Source organism: Exiguobacterium sp. s133, from assembly GCF_018618595.1.
In the GTDB taxonomy this organism is placed as follows: Bacteria; Bacillota; Bacilli; order Exiguobacteriales; family Exiguobacteriaceae; genus Exiguobacterium_A; species Exiguobacterium_A oxidotolerans.
Genome location: NZ_JACSMK010000001.1, coordinates 418,494 through 438,644, shown reverse-complemented (window position 1 = coordinate 438,644; position 20,151 = coordinate 418,494). Strand labels below are relative to the sequence as shown.

Sequence of the window (20,151 nt, the reverse complement as noted above, 5' to 3'; positions counted from 1 at the left end):
GAGGCTACTTGTACGCCTTTCCGAGCCTTTTTTGTTTAGGAGGAATTTGATGAAGACAAAACAATATCCACTTTTACCACTTCGTGGCGTCGTCGCCTATCCATTAATCGGCTTGACGATTGATGTTGGTCGACCAGTTTCACTAAAAGCATTACTCGCTTCAAAGGAACATGAAATTGATTTGGTCGTCGTGACGCAACGCGACCCAGAAGCAGAACCATCGGTTGACGGACTGCATACAATCGGAACACTTGTCCAAATCGCGAAGATGAGTGAGCTTGGCAATGATACGGTCCGCGTTCGCGTCATCGGTAAGGAACGTGTTCGGATTGAACAAGTCAGTGAAACGGATGAAGGGTATCAAGCAGCCATCGAACCGATTGAGAAAATCGATATCAAAGGTGCAAAACAAGAGGCGCTCGTCCGCTTGATTAAAGAACAATTCGGTCAACTCGTCTCCCGTATCAAAGGCATCGGGACAGACGAACGACGTCGTTTTGAAACGTATGAACGCCTGGATTCTTTGACGGATTACATCACGTCGAAATTGCCGATTGAACTTGCAAAAAAACAAGAATTCCTAGAAGAAAATGATCCGGTCGAGCGGGGCTTGATGTTGCTCGATGTCATGAAGCATGAGTACGAAGTCGTTGAGCTAGAGCGAGAAATGCGGGAACGGACGAAAAAAACGATTGAACAATCCCAACGTGACTATTACCTTCGGGAACAGTTGAAAACGATTCAACAAGAACTCGGAGGGGAAGCAGTTTCTGCTGAAAGTGATGCTGTGAAGTATAAAGAACAGCTAGCGATGCTCGATTTATCAGACACAGCCGTTGCAAACGTTGAAAAAGAAATCAATCGGTTAGCCGTCGTACCGGCGACGAGTCCGGAACATGGTGTCATTCGAAATTACTTGGAATGGTTCTTCTCGCTTCCATGGAATGAGGCGACGGATGATTTCTTGAACGTCGAAGCGGCGTCGGAACAACTCGATGAAGATCACTACGGTCTCGAAAAAGTAAAAGAACGGATTCTCGAGTATTTAGCTGTCCGTCAATTGACGGATTCGTTACGTGGACCGATTCTATGTCTCGCAGGTCCTCCGGGGGTCGGGAAGACTTCACTTGCACGTTCCATCGCTACCGCTCTTGAACGGAAGTTCGTCCGTGTATCGCTTGGTGGTGTACGAGATGAAGCAGAGATCCGCGGCCATCGCCGGACGTATATCGGAGCGATGCCGGGACGAATCATTCGTGGACTGAAACAAGCAGGTACGAACAATCCGGTCTTCCTACTCGACGAAATCGATAAGATGTCGAATGATTTCCGTGGGGATCCATCGTCTGCGATGCTTGAAGTGCTCGATCCTGAGCAAAACAATAGCTTTTCTGATCACTATATCGAAGAGCCGTTCGATTTATCGAACGTGTTATTCATCGCAACGGCGAATGATGTCTCGAACATTCCAGGACCTTTACTTGACCGGATGGAATTGATTCAAATCGGTGGTTATACGGAGCAAGAGAAAGCACAAATTGCGGTCCGTCACTTGCTATCGAAACAAATCAAAGAACACGGCTTGAAAAAGAGTCAATTAACAGTCAAACCGGACGCGCTCGAGGAAGTCGTCCGACGGTATACACGAGAAGCCGGTGTCCGGAACTTGGAACGTGTGTTAGGGTCGCTTTGTCGTAAGGCGGCGAAACAAATCGCGATGGGTGAAAAGAAACGTGTCACGGTGACGAAACGGAACTTACCAGACTTCTTAGGGAAACCGATCTACCGGTATGGTCAAGGAGAATTAGAAGATACGATTGGCGCGGTGACCGGTTTAGCGTATACTGCATTTGGGGGCGACACACTGACGATTGAAGTCAGTCTTGCGCCAGGTAAAGGAAAATTGCAATTAACGGGTAAACTTGGTGATGTCATGCAAGAGTCGGCTCAGACAGCATACAGCTTCGTACGAGCGAACGCTGAAACAGTTGGAATTGACCCGAATTTCTATGAAACACAGGATATTCATATCCACGTACCGGAAGGCGCCGTACCGAAAGATGGCCCGTCAGCTGGGATTACGATTGCGACAGCCTTGATTTCTGCTCTGACGAAACGTCCAGTCCGGCGCGACGTCGGAATGACAGGCGAAATCACGTTACGTGGTCGTGTCTTACCAATCGGTGGTCTAAAAGAGAAATCGCTCGCGGCACATCGTGCAGGATTGACGACGATTTTAATGCCACAAGACAATACGCGCGATATCGATGAGATTCCAGAAACCGTTCGAGATGGGATTCGATTCATTCCGGTCGCTACGATGGACCAAGTACTCGAACATGCATTAAAAGGAGAGTAACATGAAAATTTATAAAGCAGATTTTATTACAAGTGGTGTCAATCCGGAGCATTATCCGGAACCACTTCTTCCGGAAGTTGCACTTGCGGGACGGTCGAACGTCGGAAAGTCGTCGTTCATCAATAAGCTCGTACAGCGGAAGGCGCTCGCGCGTACTTCATCAAAACCAGGGAAAACACAAACGTTGAACTTCTTCAATATCAATGATGAGCTCATGTTTGTCGATGTACCCGGATACGGCTACGCGAAAGTTTCGAAAACGGAACGGGAAGCCTGGGGAAAAATGATGGAGAAGTATTTCACGACACGTGAAATACTAAAAGGTGTCGTCTTACTCGTTGACATTCGTCATGAACCATCGGCAGATGATGTCATCATGTACGACTTCTTAAAGTACTATGATTTATCCGTCATCGTCGTCGCGACAAAACTTGATAAAATCAAGCGTGGTCAGCGGGATAAACAAATCGCAGCCATCAAGCGGAAACTGCAATTTGATGGTCAAGATACATTCATTCCGTTTTCTTCAGAAACGGGCGAAGGTGTCGATGCGGCATGGGAAGCGATTTATGCTCATTTGTAAGAGGTACAACTGATTGAAGGTAAAAGGCAATGTTCACAAGATGAACATTGCCTTTTAATTTATTATTTCGAAAATAATATAGATAAAAAATAGCGATGTATCTATACTTAATATTGTAAAAAGATAAAGATTATTTCCAGTTCTCTTTTGGACATAGCTTTCATCCAGCGTAAATCTTGATGAAAAAGATGAAATAATAACAAATTAATGGAATAGCAGCTTTAAAAAATATGCTATACCGGAATTGAAAACTGTAGGAGGCTTATTCGTGGACTTACTTCGAAACAAATGGTTTAAAGCATTACTTTGGATACTAACGATTTTCTTAGTCATCTGGGTCGGGACGAAAATCTCGTTTTTATTCCAACCGATTAAAGTGATGCTTGCGTTAATTTTCCCACCACTTATCATTGCAGGAATTTTTTATTACTTTACACTTGGAATCGTTGACACCTTACAAAAACGTGTCAAAAGACGTGGACTTGCCGTTCTGATTGTTTTACTCGCTTTTGTCGGGATTTTGACGCTCATCATTACGTTGATCGGTCCAATCCTCGTCAAACAGGTGACGGAGTTTGTCACGAGCATCCCGAATCTTGTCGTAGAACTACGTGATCAAACGTTGAATCTACGCGATCAATTGATGGACAATCGTTTTATTTCGAACTGGGTTCAACACAATACGGAATTGTTTGACGAGTGGACGAATGAAGCGACGTCATATATCGGAACGCTCTTCAAGTCCGTTTCGGCATCTGTCGGAACCATTTTCGGTGTCATCTCTTCGACGGTTCTAATCGTCGTGCTCGTTCCGTTCATTCTCGTCTATATGCTGCTTGACGGGTACAAGTTTCCTGACTCGGTCGTTAAACTTTTACCGAAAGGCTATGAGGCAGAAACACGTAACATCTTACATGACATGCACGTGACGGTTAAGCACTACGTCAATGGTCAAGTCATCGTCTCACTCTGCGTCGGATTGATGTCGTTAATCGGTTTCTTCATCTCAGATATTCAATACGCTTTGTTACTCGCATTATTTTGTACGGTGACGAACATCATTCCGTATCTTGGACCATATATCGGTGCTGTTCCTGCCGTCATCGTCGGATTCATCGATGATCCGATCAAGGCGCTTTATGCAATCATCACGATCGTTATCGCACAACAGATTGAATCGAATTTGATTTCTCCGTATGTTCAAGGGAAAACGTTAAAAGTGCATCCGTTGACGATCATCATCGTCTTGCTCGTCGCCGGTAAAATCGCCGGTATCATCGGCGTCATTTTGGCTGTTCCGACATATGCTGTCTCCAAAGTCGTCATCCAGAACATTGCTCGTATTTATCGTTTACGTCAGCAACAGTTCGACTTGCAGACCGAGAGCTCGACAATCATTACCGATTCTTCCAAATCCTAACGATAAGCCCTCTGCTGAAACATTCGAGCAGAGGGTTTGTGATTTATTCGAGAGAGGGATAGGATGAAAGAATACTTTTCACAACTTTGACTCATTTTAGTTTATAAATTGATTGGAATCTTTTTTATAATGGTTATAATGTAGAGTAGAGAACAAAAGATAGAGGAGAATGAAATCTTTAGACGTAAGGGGTAGAGCGCATGCATATCGTAGTTGTCGGTTTAAATAATAAGACGGCGCCTGTATCAATACGCGAACAAGTCTCATTTGGGGAACATGAGATGAAGGGAGCGGTCGTGGCGTTACGAGATGAAAAGAGTATTTTCGAGAGCGTCATCGTGTCGACTTGTAACCGGACCGAATTATATGTCGTGACGGATCAACCACACACAGGACGCTACTATACAAAACGTTTTCTTGCGAACTGGTTCGGTTTGACGATGGAAGAACTTGAACCGTATTTATTCATCCATGAAGGGTTTGATGCGATGAAGCACTTGTTCCGAGTGACGAGTGGTCTCGATTCGATGATCGTCGGGGAAACGCAAATTTTAGGTCAAGTGAAGACAAGTTTCTTTACAGCGCAAAAATTAGAAACGACGGGAACGGTCTTCAACAAACTATTTAAGGAAGCGGTAACGCTTGCGAAACGTGCCCATGCTGAAACAGGAATCGGGGAGAGTGCCGTTTCTGTCAGTGCTGCTGCCGTGACACTTGCAGAACAATTGCTCGGTTCTCTTGAAGATAAATCAATTGTCGTCATCGGTGCCGGTGAGACAGGTGAATTGACGACGTTGAACTTGTATGAGGCCGGTGCGCGAGATATCACGGTCTTTAACCGAACGCTTGCGAAAGCAGAAGAAGTTGCGAATCGTTTCGAAGGGTCTGCACATTCGATTAACGAAATGCAATGTGGTCTTCTTCGCGCTGATATCGTCATTTCTTCTACCGGTGCCAAACGGGCGATCATCAAGCGGGAAGATATCGCCGCTGCTCAACTGTTCCGCAGTGACCGTCCCTTCCTGTTGATCGACATCGCGGTACCACGTGATATCGAACCGACAGCGGGTGACTTACCTGGTGTTCATTTATATGACGTCGATGATTTAACATCAATCGTCCAACAGAACATGGCGGAACGGATGAAAGAAGCGGCTAAAATCGAGTTACGGATTGAAGCTGCCATCGCTGAGTTTGAAGGATGGATGACGACGCTTGGTGTCGTTCCAATCATTACGGAACTGCGCGATCAATCGCTTAAAATTCAGCAAGAGACGATGCAAAGCCTCGAACGGAAACTGCCGGACATGTCGGCCCGTGAAAAAGCCGTCATTGGAAAACACATGAAATCAATTATCAATCAATTATTACGTGAACCGCTCTCATACATTAAAGATGCCGCGGCAAAACCAGATGCAGAACAACGCATTGCACAGTTCATGGACACCTTTGCACTCGATGAAGAACTGTTTGATTCCTCGGTCGAAGACGTCGTGTTACAAGACGAAACTTCTGAACCACGCAAAGCTGTGAATCGGTGAACAAAGCTGTAATTGTGTTACAATAGAAAAGCATGGGGCGGACTTGTGCCGCCCCTTTATTATTGTACAGGGGGATTTTAGCATGCGAAAAATCATAGTAGGTTCACGCAGTTCGAAACTAGCGATGACACAGACGAAATGGGTCATCGAGCAATTGAAACAAGCGGGTGCTCCATATGAATTCGAAATCAAGAACATCATCACTAAAGGGGACCGAATCCTTGATGTGACATTGTCTAAAGTCGGCGGGAAAGGATTGTTCGTCAAGGAAATCGAACAACAGATGCTGGATGAAGAAATCGACTTCGCTGTCCATAGCATGAAAGATCTTCCGTCAGAACTTCCAGCAGGTCTTATCATCGGATCAACACCTGCACGTGTCGATGCACGGGATGCGCTCATCACAACAACAGGCGGCGGACTTGCGACCCTGCCTGAAGGTGCTACGGTCGGGACGAGCAGTTTACGCCGCGGCTCACAATTGCTTAAACTTCGTCCGGATTTGAAGATTGAATCGATTCGCGGAAACATTGATACACGTCTCGAAAAGTTGAAGACAGGACCATTCGACGGGATTTTACTTGCGGCAGCTGGTCTGCAACGGATGGGGTGGTCAGATGAAATCGTCTCGGAATACATTTCGACGGACGAGATGATTCCTGCTGTCGGTCAAGGTATCTTGGCAATCGAATGCCGTGAACAAGACCAGGAAATCCGTGATCTTTTAAATTTAATTCATGATCAAATGACTGAAAAAGTGGCCTTTGCCGAGCGGTCATTCTTATCCGCGATCGAAGGAAGCTGTCACGTCCCGGTTGGTGGTTTTGCGACGATCAACGAAGATTTATCGACGACACTCGTTGGTTTCATCGGTTCAGTCGATGGGACACAAATCTTGCTCGAACGCGAAACTTCGCTTGACCCGATGCAACTCGGTCAACTCGTCGCGGATCGGTTACTCGATGCCGGCGGTCGCGAAATTCTCGCATCGTTGCCGGATGACTTATAAACGGCTTGTCCTGACCGGGAGTCGGCCACCGAACTCGCAGCAAGTGCAGCGTTTAGCGGAACGGCAGATTGAAGTCATTCACGAACCAAGTATCGAGACGGTACCGGTTGCATTCGAATTGCCACCGGCACTTGATTGGTTGGTCGTGACGAGCCCGACAGGCGTCGAACGAATCGAGGCCGATTTACCACGATTACAAAAAACGAAAATTGCAGTTGTTGGGACAAAAACAGCGCAAGCCCTCGAACGAGCGGGGCGAACCGCGGACTTCATCCCATCTGCCTTTACGGGTGATGTTCTCGTCGCCGAGTTACAGCACCAACTATTGCCGAACCAACGGATTTGTTTTGCCCGTGGGAATCGGTCGCGCCAAGAACCACTCGAACACTTAAAACAATTCGTCTCAGCTGACGTCCTCGAAGTCGTGACATATGAAACGAACATCCGACGGATTCCACGAGAACGTTTGTCAGACGCAAATTTTATCGGATTACAAAGTCCATCGGCCGTCGAAGCACTCGCTTCGTTAGCACTTCAAACGTCTGCGACGTATGTCGCGATTGGACCGGTCACGGAACAAGCAGCGCGAGCAGCAGGACTGTATCCTCTGCGCATCGCGAAGACGTTTACGCTCGACGGATTGATTGACTGTATTTTAGAGGAGGAACTGTTATGAACACATTAGAATTCGCACGTCACCGCCGTTTGCGAAATACGGCTTCACTTCGCTCACTCGTACGAGAAAATCATTTGCATAAATCAGATTTGATTTATCCACTGTTTATCGCAGAAGGAGAAGACATTAAGCGGGAAGTTAGTTCGATGCCTGGTGTGTTCAACCTATCGCTTGATCATCTCGAAGCAGAAATCAACGAAATCGTAAAACTCGGTATCGAGTCGGTGATTTTATTTGGTGTCCCACATGATCATTTAAAAGATGAACAAGGCACAGGGGCATTCCATGATCACGGGATCGTTCAAGAAGCAACGCGTCTCGTCAAGAAACTCGCACCGCAATTGACGGTCATCGCGGATACATGTCTCTGTGAATATACATCGACAGGACATTGCGGCATAGTTGCGGACGGTACAGTCGATAATGACGCCTCACTCCCACTGCACGTCCAAACGGCCGTCTCACAAGCGCGTGCCGGTGCAGACATCATTGCCCCATCCTCGATGATGGACGGTTTTGTCGCTGCAATCCGTCAAGGGCTTGATGAGAATGGGTTCAGCCATATTCCAGTCATGAGTTATGGCGTTAAGTACGCTTCTGCCTATTATGGGCCATTCCGTGACGCAGCCAATTCAGCACCGGGTGAAGGTGATCGTAAAGGATATCAAATGGATCCGGCGAACCGCCGTGAAGCATTCCGGGAAGCAACGTCTGACGTAGAACAAGGGGCAGACTTCATGATTGTCAAACCAGCGCTTGCCTTCATGGACATCATTCGGGACGTGCGCGAGCGGATTGATTTACCAATCGTCGCCTATAACGTCTCAGGGGAATATGCCATGGTCAAAGCAGCGGCACTCAACGGTTGGATTGATGAAGAACGAATCGTCATGGAGACGATGCTTGGCTTTAAACGTGCTGGAGCAGATTTAATCATCACGTATTTCGCGAAAGACATCTGTCGTTACTTGGAGGAATCGAAATGAGCTTAACCAATCAGAACTCAAAATCAAAAGCTGCCTTTGAGCGGGCATTACCACTCATGCCGGGTGGCGTGAACAGTCCAGTCCGTGCCTATAAATCAGTTGGTATGACACCAATCTTTGCCGAACGGGCAAGTGGTTCAAAATTATACGATATCGATGGGAAAGAATACATCGATTACGTTTTATCATGGGGACCGATGATTTTAGGTCACGCCGATCCGATCGTCACGGCGGCGATTCAAGAACAGGCAACACGCGGTTGGAGTTACGGGACACCAACTGAAATCGAGTCAGCGATGGCAGAACTCGTCATCAGTCGTGTCCCGTCCGTCGAGGTCGTCCGGATGGTCAACTCGGGGACCGAAGCAACGATGGCGGCATTACGTCTCGCGCGTGGGTTTACAGGCAAAACGAAAATCCTGAAATTTGAAGGATGTTACCACGGACACGGCGATTCGTTGTTGATTAAAGCCGGTTCAGGCGTCGCGACGCTCGGTCTTCCCGATTCACCGGGAGTTCCGGCACAAATCGCCAGCATGACGCTGACGGTTCCGTATAACGATATGGACGCTGTCCGGACTGCCTTTGAAAAACATGGCGACGATATCGCAGGTGTCATCGTTGAACCGGCAGCAGGTAACATGGGCTTCGTCCCGCCGGCAGCCGGATTCCTCGAAGGGCTTCGTGAAATCACGGAAGCACACGGTACGTTGTTAATTTTCGACGAAGTCATGACCGGTTTCCGTGTCGGCTTCAACTGTGCCCAAGGATACTTCGGTGTCACGCCAGACATCACATGTCTCGGTAAAGTCATCGGTGGTGGTATGCCCGTCGGTGCCTACGGTGGACGCCGTGACATCATGGAGCAAATCGCGCCGCAAGGTCCAATCTATCAGGCAGGTACCCTGTCGGGGAATCCGCTTGCGATGGCAGCGGGGCTTGCGACCTTAACGCAATTAAAACCGGAGCACTACGAAGTGTTTGACCAAAAAGCAAATCGTCTAGCAGAAGGCTATTTACAGGCTGCTGCGAAATATAACATTCCGTTGACGACGAACCGGGCCGGCGCAATGTTCGGTGTCTTCTTCACTAATCAACCCGTGACGAATTTCGAACAAGCGAAAACATCGAACCTCGAGATGTTCCGTTCGTACTATCAAAAGATGGCGGCGCGCGGAATCTTCCTCCCACCGTCACAATTCGAGGGACTCTTCTTATCGACCGTCCACTCGGATGATGATATCGAACGGACGATTGAAGCCGTCGAACTGACGTTCAAAGAACTCCAGGTCGAATTTAACCGTTAAGGAGTTCTTGACGGGTGATGGACGTCTCGGATAAAATAAGGAAAGAATAATTTGGAAACAGCGTTGACGGGAAGAGTAGTCAGACAACAGACTGTAAGAGAGAACACATCCACCGGCTGAGAGATGTGACAGTGTGTCCCGACGAAGGTCACCCCACGAGCTGGTATCGTAAGCGCGAGCGAGCGATATCCGGATTCCGCACGTTACGCGGGCTAGAGGGCACTCCCGTTTTCGGGGTGAACTAAGGTGGTACCGCGGAAGAGCAACGGCTTCTTTCGTCCTTAGATGAGGACGAGAGTAGCCGTTTTTATTATGGATAAAAGGAGCGATTTAGATGCAGGAATTATCAATGCCGACGAAATATGATCCGCAGGCGACGGAAGAAAAATGGTACGATTTTTGGTTGGAAGGGGAATATTTCAAAGCCGATCAAGATCCGGAGAAAGCACCGTACACGATCGTCATCCCGCCACCGAACGTGACAGGGAAACTACACCTCGGTCATGCTTGGGATACGACGTTACAAGACATGCTGACACGGATGAAACGGATGCAAGGGTTCGACGTCCTGTACTTACCGGGAATGGACCACGCGGGAATCGCGACGCAAGCAAAAGTTGAACAAAAATTGCGGGCAGAAGGACAATCGCGCTTAGAAATGGGACGTGAGAAATTCCTCGAACAATCATGGGCATGGAAAGAAGAATATGCGTCAACGATTCGTGCGCAATGGGCGAAACTCGGACTTGGTCTGGATTACTCACGCGAGCGCTTTACGCTCGACGAGGGTTTATCTGAAGCGGTCCAGGAAGTATTCGTTAAGCTGTATGAAAAAGGTTTGATCTATCGTGGCGAATACATCGTCAACTGGGACCCGGCGACGAAAACTGCGATTTCCGATATCGAAGTCATCTATAAAGATATCGAAGGTGCGTTCTACCACCTCAGCTATCCGTTGACGGACGGAACAGGTCACGTTAAACTCGCGACGACGCGCCCGGAGACGATGCTTGGGGATACGGCAATCGCCGTCAATCCGAAAGATGAGCGTTACGCTCACCTCGTCGGTAAAACGATCATGCTCCCGATCGTCGAACGAGAAATTCCGATCGTCGCTGACGAATATGTCGATATGGAATTCGGAACAGGTGTCGTTAAAATCACGCCTGCCCATGACCCGAATGACTTTGAAGTGGGGAACCGTCATGACTTACCACGTGTCCTCGTCATGAACGAAGACGGAACGATGAACGAAAACGCCGGTAAATACGAGGGTATGGATCGCTTCGAGTGCCGCAAACAAATTGTCGAAGATTTGAAAGCCTCGGGCGTCTTGATTAAAGTCGAGCCGCACCTGCACTCGGTTGGTCACTCGGAACGGTCGGATGCAGTCGTTGAACCGTACTTGTCGCTGCAATGGTTCGTCAAGATGGAGCCACTCGCTGAAAAAGCACTTGCTGAACAACAGGGCGAGGATAAAATCAACTTCGTCCCACAACGGTTCGAAAACACCTACGTCCGCTGGATGGAGAATATCCGTGACTGGTGTGTCAGCCGTCAACTCTGGTGGGGACACCGTATTCCAGCCTGGTATCATAAAGAAACAGGTGAAGTGTTCGTTGGGAAAGAAGCACCTGCCGACATCGAAAACTGGGAGCAGGACAACGATGTCCTCGATACGTGGTTCTCGTCAGCGCTCTGGCCGTTCTCGACGATGGGTTGGCCGAATACGGATGCTGCGGACTACCAAAAATACTTCCCGACGTCGACACTCGTTACGGGGTACGACATCATCGCCTTCTGGGTATCGCGGATGATTTTCCAATCGTATGAATTCACAGGCGAACGTCCATTCAACGATGTGTTGATTCACGGTCTGATTCGTGACTCGGACGGACGGAAGATGTCGAAATCACTCGGGAACGGAATCGATCCAATGGACGTCATCGAAAAATATGGTGCCGATTCACTCCGTTGGTTCTTAACGACAGGTTCGACGCCAGGAAACGACCTACGTTTCTATTGGGAAAAAATCGAAGCGACATGGAACTTCTCGAATAAATTGTGGAACGCAAGCCGTTTCGCACTGATGAACATGGATGGTCTGACGTATGAAGAAATCGATCTGACGGGCGAAAAATCATTAGCCGATCAGTGGATTTTGACACGTCTGAACACGACGATTGCTGATGTGACACGATTATCCGATAAGTATGAGTTCGGTGAAGCCGGTCGAGTCCTCTACCACTTCATCTGGGAAGATTTCTGTAACTGGTACATCGAGATGGCGAAGTTACCGCTGAACGGTGAAGATGAGGCCGCTAAATTGACGACGCGTTCGATTCTTGCGTACACGCTCGACCAAATCATGCGTCTGATGCACCCGTTCATGCCGTTCATCACGGAAGAGATTTGGCAGCACTTGCCGCATCAAGGGGAAACGATCACGCGTGCGGCTTGGCCGACACGTAATGAGACACTCGACTTCCCGCAAGCAGTTCCTGCGTTTGAAGCTGTCCAAAACGTCATCCGGTCGGTCCGCAACATTCGTGCCGAAGTGAACGCACCGATGTCAAAACAAATCCAGTTGATGATTTCGACGAGTGACGACCAAGTACAGCATGACTTAGAGACGAACGTCTCATACTTGAAAAAGTTCACGAATGCTTCCGAATTACTTGTCGAACGCAGCATGGCAGCACCGGAAAAAGCACTCAGTGCCATCGTGACCGGCGCAGAATTGTTCATTCCGTTGGCTGATTTAATCAACATCGAAGAAGAAATCGCCCGCTTGAACAAAGAACTCGTCAAGTATACGAAGGAAGTCGAACGGGTCGAGAAAAAACTCAACAACCCAGGTTTCGTCGGAAAAGCACCGGCACATGTCATCGAAGAAGAACAAGCAAAAGCACAGGATTATAACGAAAAACGTGCGGCAGTCGAAGCACGGATCAACGAACTATCTCAATAATTTCAACAGTGGCTCAAGTTTCCTTGAGCCACTTTTTTTAAAGGAGCGGAGACAGAGTGGAGACGAGAGAAGACGTATTAGAGTGGTTGTCACGGTTACTGGCATTCGGTATCAAACCGGGATTAAGTCGGATGGAAGCGTTACTGGAAGAACTAAAGATTGATCCGGATGCTGTTCCGACGATCCATGTCGCGGGGACGAACGGGAAAGGGTCGACCGTCGCCTTCTTACGGGAGATGGGAATGGCGGAAGGGTTACACATCGGGACGTTTACATCCCCATACATCATTCAGTTCGAGGAACGGATCATGCTGAACGGAGTGCCGATTGCTGAAGCGGATCTCGTTAAGGCAGCTACTGCAGTGAAGCAAGCAATGACCGAGCTTGAGCCGACGATTGGTACAGTCACGGAATTTGAAGCGTTGACGGCACTTGCTTTCTATCATTTCAATCAAGTTCGTCCAGACTTCGTCATTTACGAGGTCGGACTCGGAGGGCTTTATGACTCGACAAACGTACTGAAGCAACCGAAAGCGGCCATCATCACCTCAATTGGTCACGATCATCAAGCGATTCTCGGAGATACGCTCCAAGAGATTGCCCTTCAAAAGTTCGGCATCATCAAACGGGGAACATCGGTCATTGCCGGGAAACTGCAAGAGGAATTGACGGTCCCGTTGATGGCCTATTGTGGCGACCGGGCGGCAACGTTGAAGTGGAGTCAGGAAGCCATCGTCTCGTACCGACTGAATGCGACCGGAACATGGGCGACGTATGAAGGAATTCCCGAAACACGACTTGGACTCGAAGGGCACCATCAAGTCGAAAATGCAGCGAACGCCGTCATCTGTGCAAAGAAACTCGGTTGGTCGAAGACGGCAATTCGTCGTGGTCTCCGAAACGCCAAACATCCGGGACGGTTTGAGACGATTTCGCGCGAGCCGCGCATCATCTTAGACGGGGCTCATAATCCGGAAGGTGTTAAAGCGCTCGTCGACCGTCTAAAACAGGAAACAATGCCAATCGTCATCCTTTGCTCCATCCTGCGGGATAAAGATCGCCTTGCGATGATTAAACAATTTCAGGAAGTGACACCAACGATTATGGAGACGACGTTTGATTTTCCGCGAGCCCGGTCGCTAGAAGAACTGACTGCGGATGGGGCAAATGTCATAGAACTCGATTCGTTTCTCGCTGAATACGAAGGAACAAATCAAACACTCATCGTAACAGGATCTCTTTACTTCATCAGTGTCGTTCGTGAAAAAATACTGCGACAACGTTTTACAAAAAAGGGAAAACGCTAAAAGTCCTTGTATACTAAGGTTGGGGTAATATAGTCCTATATTTTATGATCTTACGACGAGGAGACGATGGAAGATGAAACGGTGGTTACGTCTGTTTTTAGTCAGTGTACTGATCTTTACGAGTTTTAGTTATATACAGGAACCACATACGAAGGCTGCTGCGGCAGATAAGTTGAAAATTCTTGAAATCCGGGATGCATGGTCGACGACGAACCGGATTGATCCAAATACGACAATCACCTCATTGCTCAACGGGCTCGATTCGACCCGCTATGAGATTGAAATGATGACGGTCAAAGAATTGAACGCTTCTCGTTTTCCGTTAGATGGTGCGTTTGATGCTGTTGTCTTTGATCCATCCGTCTTCACAGGAACCGACCGTTATTCAATGACAATCTCGGATACGAAGAAAGCACATAATACGAGTAAGATTGAGAACGACATCACGAAGTTAAAAGGAAATGAAATCGTCAGTGCCTTCGTCAATAAAGGGCTGCCGGTTTTTCTACATCAAGATGTCTTGACACATACGTCAAGCAATTTTAATGCCATCTTTAAAGATCTTAAATCAAATGCATTGATGCGATATACGGATATTCAGACAGTCATGACGAAGTTAAAGACTCAAAAGGTCATCCGTCCGCGGCTAGAAGGTGTTTCCGTCAAACAAAACGGTGTGTCATTAACAGGAATCGATAAAGGGAAGTCAGCTGTTCCGAACGTTCCAATCGACTTCATGTACACGACGACGCTCGAGAACACGAATCAGTTAGCGCAACTGTATATCGACTTTGATAGCAATGACCAATTTGAAGAGTCGGAAAAGGTTGATGAGAAGCCGGCTACCAAAACGGGGGCATTGAGCTATAATTTCGATGCCCCGAGTTACACGGGACCGCGGAACTGGATGATCCGTGTGTCGAGTAGCGACGGACTGACCGACTACAAAACAGGTAGTTTCTTAATGAAGGACCAAGTCGCAGAAGCAAAAATCTTACAGGTGACGCGCAGTGGATCGACGGGTTCAATCAATGGCTTCATGAACACCGGTACGTTATTGAAAGAAACCGGGTACTATGATTTTAACGTCGAAGTCATTACGGCAGATACATTTAACAGTACGTACGCATCACGAAACTTAAATACGACGTACGACATGTTAATCTTTGGATTTCAAGATTCGTACGGAGCGGCGTCGCTGAATGATGCGGCCTCGAATGCAATCCTTGATTTCACGAACACCGGGCAAGGACTGATGTTGTCCCACGATACGATTTTCCGTCCAAGTCAGTCAGCGAATCCGGAACTGTTCTGGGAAAAGAAATTTGCCGGACTTGCCGGACAAAAGAACTTCACGAACATGGGGTACGGAGCACAGCGGACGTCAGGGAAGGCGGTCAAACAAAATGACGGTGTCATGACGTCGTATCCGTTTACGTTAGCGGATGAAGTCTCAATCGCAACAACCCATGACCAATACTTTGGTCTTGATTTAGAACAACCCGATTTAATTCCGTGGTACAACATTCGGGAAAATAGTACGGCTGATTCGAATCAGTCAGCCGGACGCACAATCGGCGATGCCCGTAACCATTACTACATGTATACAAAAGGCAATGTGACGTATTCTGGTGCAGGACATACCTCGACGTTCAACCAACAACAGGAAAAAGAACTGTTCTCGAACACGATGTACCGCGCCTTTATCGGGGCGAATCATAAACCGCTCATTAAAAATATCCTGCCAGCCAATCAAGCGAGTTATTTAGACAATGAACCAATCACGGTATCTTATAAGGTTAATGACTATGACTTACGCGATCGGGAATTGAAGACACGAATCTACATCGACAATGAAAAAGTGTATGAAAATAATAAACTAAAAAACAATTCGTTTGTCAGCCAAAGCTTCGATGCTAAGTTGACAGGGAAAACAACCGCGACAATCCGGATCGAAGCAGAGGATCAACGGGGGGCGAAAACGATTGAGACACGTACCGTCCAAATCGTTCAGCCATCCGCTTCATCTCCGTTCACGTTATCACGGTCAATCGATCCGGCAACGATTCCGCAAGGGGAAACAGCAACGATTACGTATACGGTCAAAACAAGCCCGATGCTTCAAAAAGATGCAATCGGTAACAACGGCTACATCATGGGACAATTTTCAGTAACGATGGAAGATATTTTGTTTACAGAAAACTTCCCGAGTAATGTCGAAGTCGTCTCAGCAACAGGTCTTAACGGTGCGAAAATCGTCAATCAAACATTGACTGGGAATGTACCGGACATCGAATATGATGAAGCGATTGAAGGGCTCCACAAAGGATTATGGATTGCAAAGCCGTCGGAACTGACTTTTACCGTAAAAGTACGAGCGAAGGATGCGGCAGGTGTTCATGTCTTCGATGAAAAAGAGAATACAATTGTTTCAACGAAGACCATCTACCGTGATAAAAAAAATGGCGTCGATAAATCGACTTCACTTGCGAACGATGTTCAGTCGTTCCCGAGACTAGGATATGCCTTATCGACCCGCTTTGCGACGGAAGCTAAAATTCCAGCTGTCCGGATGGATATCAACACGCCGTCTTATAAGGTATTGCCAGAAATCAATCCGGCAGGTAGCCAGTACGGCACATTGAGATGGTCGATTGAAGATACGAGCATTGCGAAGATTAACGATCAAGGCATCATCGAACCGAAGAAAATCGGAACGACGGAAATTAAATTGATTGTCCCCGTCGCGAATGGACGTGAGTTAGTCGCGACTTCGAAGTTGACGATTAACGATGTCTTTGGTGGATTGATCGTCCGTGGTGTACCAAGCGAGTTATACGTCGGACAGACGAAAGCGATGACGGGCGAAGCAGCCATGTTGTCCGGGACGGATGCACCGATTAAATGGCTTGTCACGAACAACGATTTAGTCGAGGCTACCGGTCTGACAACAGATGAGTTATCGCTAACAGGAAAAAAACCAGGCACAATGACCGTTCAAGCCGTTGTTCCGGCATCGAGCGGCAGCACGACCTATTTAGCACAGTCGCAAATCTATACGATTGAAGTTAAATTACCGGAACTAGCCGTAACACCGAATAACCTAGAGTTATGGGTCAACACGACGCAAGATGTCACAGCGACCTTTACACCGAGTATTCGATTACCGTTCACCGTTTCGACGTCTAGTCCGGCGATCGAACTCATTCAAACGGCGGCTGGTTACACAGTCAAGGGAATAACGGGGACACCGGCTGGTCCAGTCGACGGCTTATTGAAACTTCGAGATTTTACAGCGACACAAGCCATCACGAAAATCATGGTACGTGAAAATCCAACTGATTTGACGGCGAACGATTTAACACTTTCCATGCAGGATGTTCAAAAGCAGCCTGTCTTGAACTGGTTACCCGTGACGGCGACAGAGCGTTTTTATCGGTTGGAAGTGCTTCAGGGAAAAGAGTATGTGAAGATTGATTCATCGGCACAAGCCTTAAAACCGATTCGCCCAGGTGTCGCACGTGTCAAAGTGACGGCATTAAAAGCAGATCAATCGGTCCTTGAAGTCATCAAAACCGGTGCGACGGAGAAACAACCGTTGACGGCGACCTTTAAAGTGACGATTTCTTCTGAAGGTTCGAGCACTTCACCAGATACGGATGTCTATTAAGTGACGGGGGAAATGACGTGAAGAAAAAGCAAATCATTAGCGTCGTTCTCCTGTTTCTAATCGGAATTGGAGCAGCGACCTACTTGTTGATCGAACAGCGAAACCAGCAAGCGTTTGAAAAGAGTATCGATACGTCAGATGTTAACGCATTTGCGTCAGCAGTCGAACACGTTTCTTTATCGACAAAAGACCGGAATCAGTACATTCAGCAGTTCCAAGAAGCACTCGACTATGACAAAGCACTCGTTTTGTTGGACGACACGAGTGTTAAAAATCAAGTTAACTGGTTTTATGTCGCCCGGTTCGGACCAGCTTCTGTAGTCAAGAAATGGCTTGCTACGGGGGCTTCCGTCGAGCAAACGAATGAGCAACAACAGACAGTCTTGCATGTTGCGACGAGCGTGAACCAACCTGCGGATGCTTATGCTTTACTGATTAAAGAAGCTACACGAAAAAATATCAATGCGCTCGATAAAGCCGGAAATTCGCCTCTCTACTATGCGACGGTCGATCAAAATGAGACTGTGATTAAGCAGTTACTGGCAGCAGGAGCAAATCCGAACGTCGGAAAGCATCAGCCGATTTATGAAGCAGTCAAACAAGACCGACAGGATATTTATCAGTTGTTGGTAAAACAAGGTGCAGAAGTCAAGAAGACCAAAGTCAAAAAGTTGGCACGAGCGTATGGTGCGACAACATTTCAATGAAAAAACCCCTCGACATCCATCAATGTCGAGGGGTTTTTAGCGTCAAGGAGTTGTTCGTTTCGGAGTCTCGACATACATTTTGACAGCCCGACTGAGTGGAAGCATCGACGTCGGATTTTTCAGGACACTCGCATCATATTTCAGGCGGAGACGAGATTGTACCGCGTCAGCAGATTTTTTCGTGTTCATCAAAGTGGTCAACGCGGTGACGTCTGCCGGGTAGTTCGCTTCCGGTAAGTCCAGCGTCCCGCGATACGCATTAACCTCAAGCTGTCCTTTTGTGAAGATACCGCCTTGTAAGTTCATCGTCGACCCGACTGAATAAATGCGATTCAAGGTAGGCGAATCACTGTAAAGAAAGGCATTCATGTCCGGTGCGGTTGTTTTAGGTGCGGAAAACTTATTGACACGATTGATCGTTAACGTTCCTTTGCTGAGTAAAATCAGAGTGTTTTGATTCGTTGAACTCGTGATGCCTTGAATGTTGGCATCATCTAACCGGCTTGAACCGGTCGAGAAGATGGTTGTCGCAAAACTGACGTTACCCCGAATCAATAAATCACCGAGGACGACGATTGGACGTTTAATCTCAAGCGGTTGCGTAATCGGATTGAGTGAAGAAATCGTCAAGTTGCCGTCGATGATTAACGGTTCGAGCGATTCTTTAACGATATCATCGGTAATCGTCACTGTATTTTGCTCAGTCGGAGCTGGGATGATGATTTGTTTCTTCGTACTCAATTCATTCAAGAATGGTCCTGTCAGCACCGATTTTTCAATTGATTGACTCTTTAAGTAGGTCGGAACGGAGGCGAGTGGTGTGTTACTTGGAATCGTTAAGAAATCATTCAGGGCAAATTCAAAATCGAACGGAACGAGCGTATCTTTCGTTGAAACAAGATCCGTTTTGGTGGTCGGATCAAAGACGGTCGCATCACATGGTAAAAAGTCTGTACATGTTAGAAGCGGTTGAGTTTGCGGCTGGAAAACACGAACTTGTCCATCAATGTATGGATGGGCCAGCTTATCTGTATAGTGGCCTATCTGACCGTTATAGATGAAGTTTGGCGTCGCAGAAACTTTGAGTGCTTCCCGCGAGAAGACGTTCCCTTCGATTCGTGGTGCTCCATTTAAGATGACTTGATTGTCGGACCCGAGCGTATAGTATAGAAAACTAGGAATCGCTGATAAATAGACCCGTTGAGTATAGGTCTTTTTGACCGTCGGTTGATCACCTTTCGTCTCTTCGACGTGAGCGGTCAAATCGAACGCTTTAACACGGACGTTCGAGGCGGCTTCATTTAACTGAACTTCAACAAGAGGAGCCGACGTCTTCAAGGGGAGTATGATTTTATTCGGGATATCTGCAAATAGCTCTTTTGAGGAACTGGTTGGATTCTCTTGACTGGTTTTTGCGACGAGTTGTTGGAGTGCTGCGATCGCTTGATCAAGCTCGTTTCGCGTCGCTGTATCGACTTCGATATTCGTTCCGCGAATTTCCGTCAATCGTGTCGATTGTAGGCTGACACCAATCGTCGCGATTGCTAAGACCGATAGGACGGTCAATGTCACGAGTACGAACAATAGCGTATAACCTTCTTCAGATTTTTTCATG

The 20,151-nt window shown here is 47.5% G+C and carries 13 protein-coding genes; 12 read left to right on the top strand and 1 reads right to left on the bottom strand.

The window, feature by feature from the left end:
* The first annotated feature begins 49 nt into the window (after positions 1–49).
* From lon to KNP96_RS02125, 12 genes are all read left to right on the top strand, one after another.
* Positions 50–2,359, top strand: coding sequence for an endopeptidase La (gene lon, locus KNP96_RS02180; protein WP_088837557.1), 2,310 nt, complete (start codon positions 50–52; stop codon positions 2,357–2,359).
* A gap of 1 nt (position 2,360) precedes the next feature.
* A complete protein-coding gene (yihA, locus tag KNP96_RS02175) occupies positions 2,361–2,942 on the top strand; it encodes a ribosome biogenesis GTP-binding protein YihA/YsxC (RefSeq protein ID WP_088837556.1) in 582 nt (193 codons plus the stop codon).
* A gap of 268 nt (positions 2,943–3,210) precedes the next feature.
* Positions 3,211–4,362, top strand: a complete 1,152-nt coding sequence (locus KNP96_RS02170) for an AI-2E family transporter (RefSeq protein ID WP_214768700.1) — start codon at positions 3,211–3,213, stop codon at positions 4,360–4,362.
* A gap of 200 nt (positions 4,363–4,562) precedes the next feature.
* Positions 4,563–5,903, top strand: coding sequence for a glutamyl-tRNA reductase (hemA, locus tag KNP96_RS02165; RefSeq protein WP_088837554.1), 1,341 nt, complete (start codon positions 4,563–4,565; stop codon positions 5,901–5,903).
* Positions 5,904–5,985: 82 nt separating this feature from the next.
* Positions 5,986–6,912 (top strand): hydroxymethylbilane synthase, encoded by a 927-nt coding sequence (gene hemC, locus KNP96_RS02160; RefSeq protein WP_088837553.1) that lies wholly within the window; start codon positions 5,986–5,988, stop codon positions 6,910–6,912.
* A complete protein-coding gene (locus tag KNP96_RS02155) occupies positions 6,902–7,588 on the top strand; it encodes a uroporphyrinogen-III synthase (protein ID WP_214768699.1) in 687 nt (228 codons plus the stop codon). Before hemC ends, KNP96_RS02155 begins: the two co-directional genes overlap by 11 nt.
* Positions 7,585–8,574, top strand: a complete 990-nt coding sequence (gene hemB, locus KNP96_RS02150) for a porphobilinogen synthase (protein ID WP_214768698.1) — start codon at positions 7,585–7,587, stop codon at positions 8,572–8,574. The genes KNP96_RS02155 and hemB overlap by 4 nt, the downstream gene beginning before the upstream one ends.
* On the top strand, positions 8,571–9,881 hold the full coding sequence (hemL, locus tag KNP96_RS02145; RefSeq protein WP_214768696.1) for a glutamate-1-semialdehyde 2,1-aminomutase: 1,311 nt from the start codon (positions 8,571–8,573) through the stop codon (positions 9,879–9,881). The genes hemB and hemL overlap by 4 nt, the downstream gene beginning before the upstream one ends.
* 334 nt (positions 9,882–10,215) lie before the next feature.
* Positions 10,216–12,852, top strand: coding sequence for a valine--tRNA ligase (locus tag KNP96_RS02140; RefSeq protein ID WP_214768694.1), 2,637 nt, complete (start codon positions 10,216–10,218; stop codon positions 12,850–12,852).
* Positions 12,853–12,908: 56 nt separating this feature from the next.
* Positions 12,909–14,159: a bifunctional folylpolyglutamate synthase/dihydrofolate synthase gene (locus tag KNP96_RS02135; protein ID WP_214768692.1), complete on the top strand. Its 1,251-nt coding sequence runs from the start codon at positions 12,909–12,911 to the stop codon at positions 14,157–14,159.
* A gap of 73 nt (positions 14,160–14,232) precedes the next feature.
* Entirely contained in the window at positions 14,233–17,829 is a 3,597-nt protein-coding gene (locus KNP96_RS02130) for a DUF5057 domain-containing protein (protein ID WP_214768690.1), read from the top strand.
* 17 nt (positions 17,830–17,846) lie between these two features.
* The gene (locus tag KNP96_RS02125) at positions 17,847–18,536 is read left to right on the top strand and encodes an ankyrin repeat domain-containing protein (RefSeq protein WP_214766497.1); all 690 of its coding nucleotides are present in this window, start codon (positions 17,847–17,849) and stop codon (positions 18,534–18,536) included.
* A gap of 42 nt (positions 18,537–18,578) precedes the next feature.
* On the opposite strand, the gene KNP96_RS02120 is transcribed toward KNP96_RS02125, so the two are convergent.
* Entirely contained in the window at positions 18,579–20,150 is a 1,572-nt protein-coding gene (locus KNP96_RS02120; RefSeq protein WP_214766495.1) for a type II secretion system protein, read from the bottom strand.
* Position 20,151: the final 1 nt, after the last annotated feature.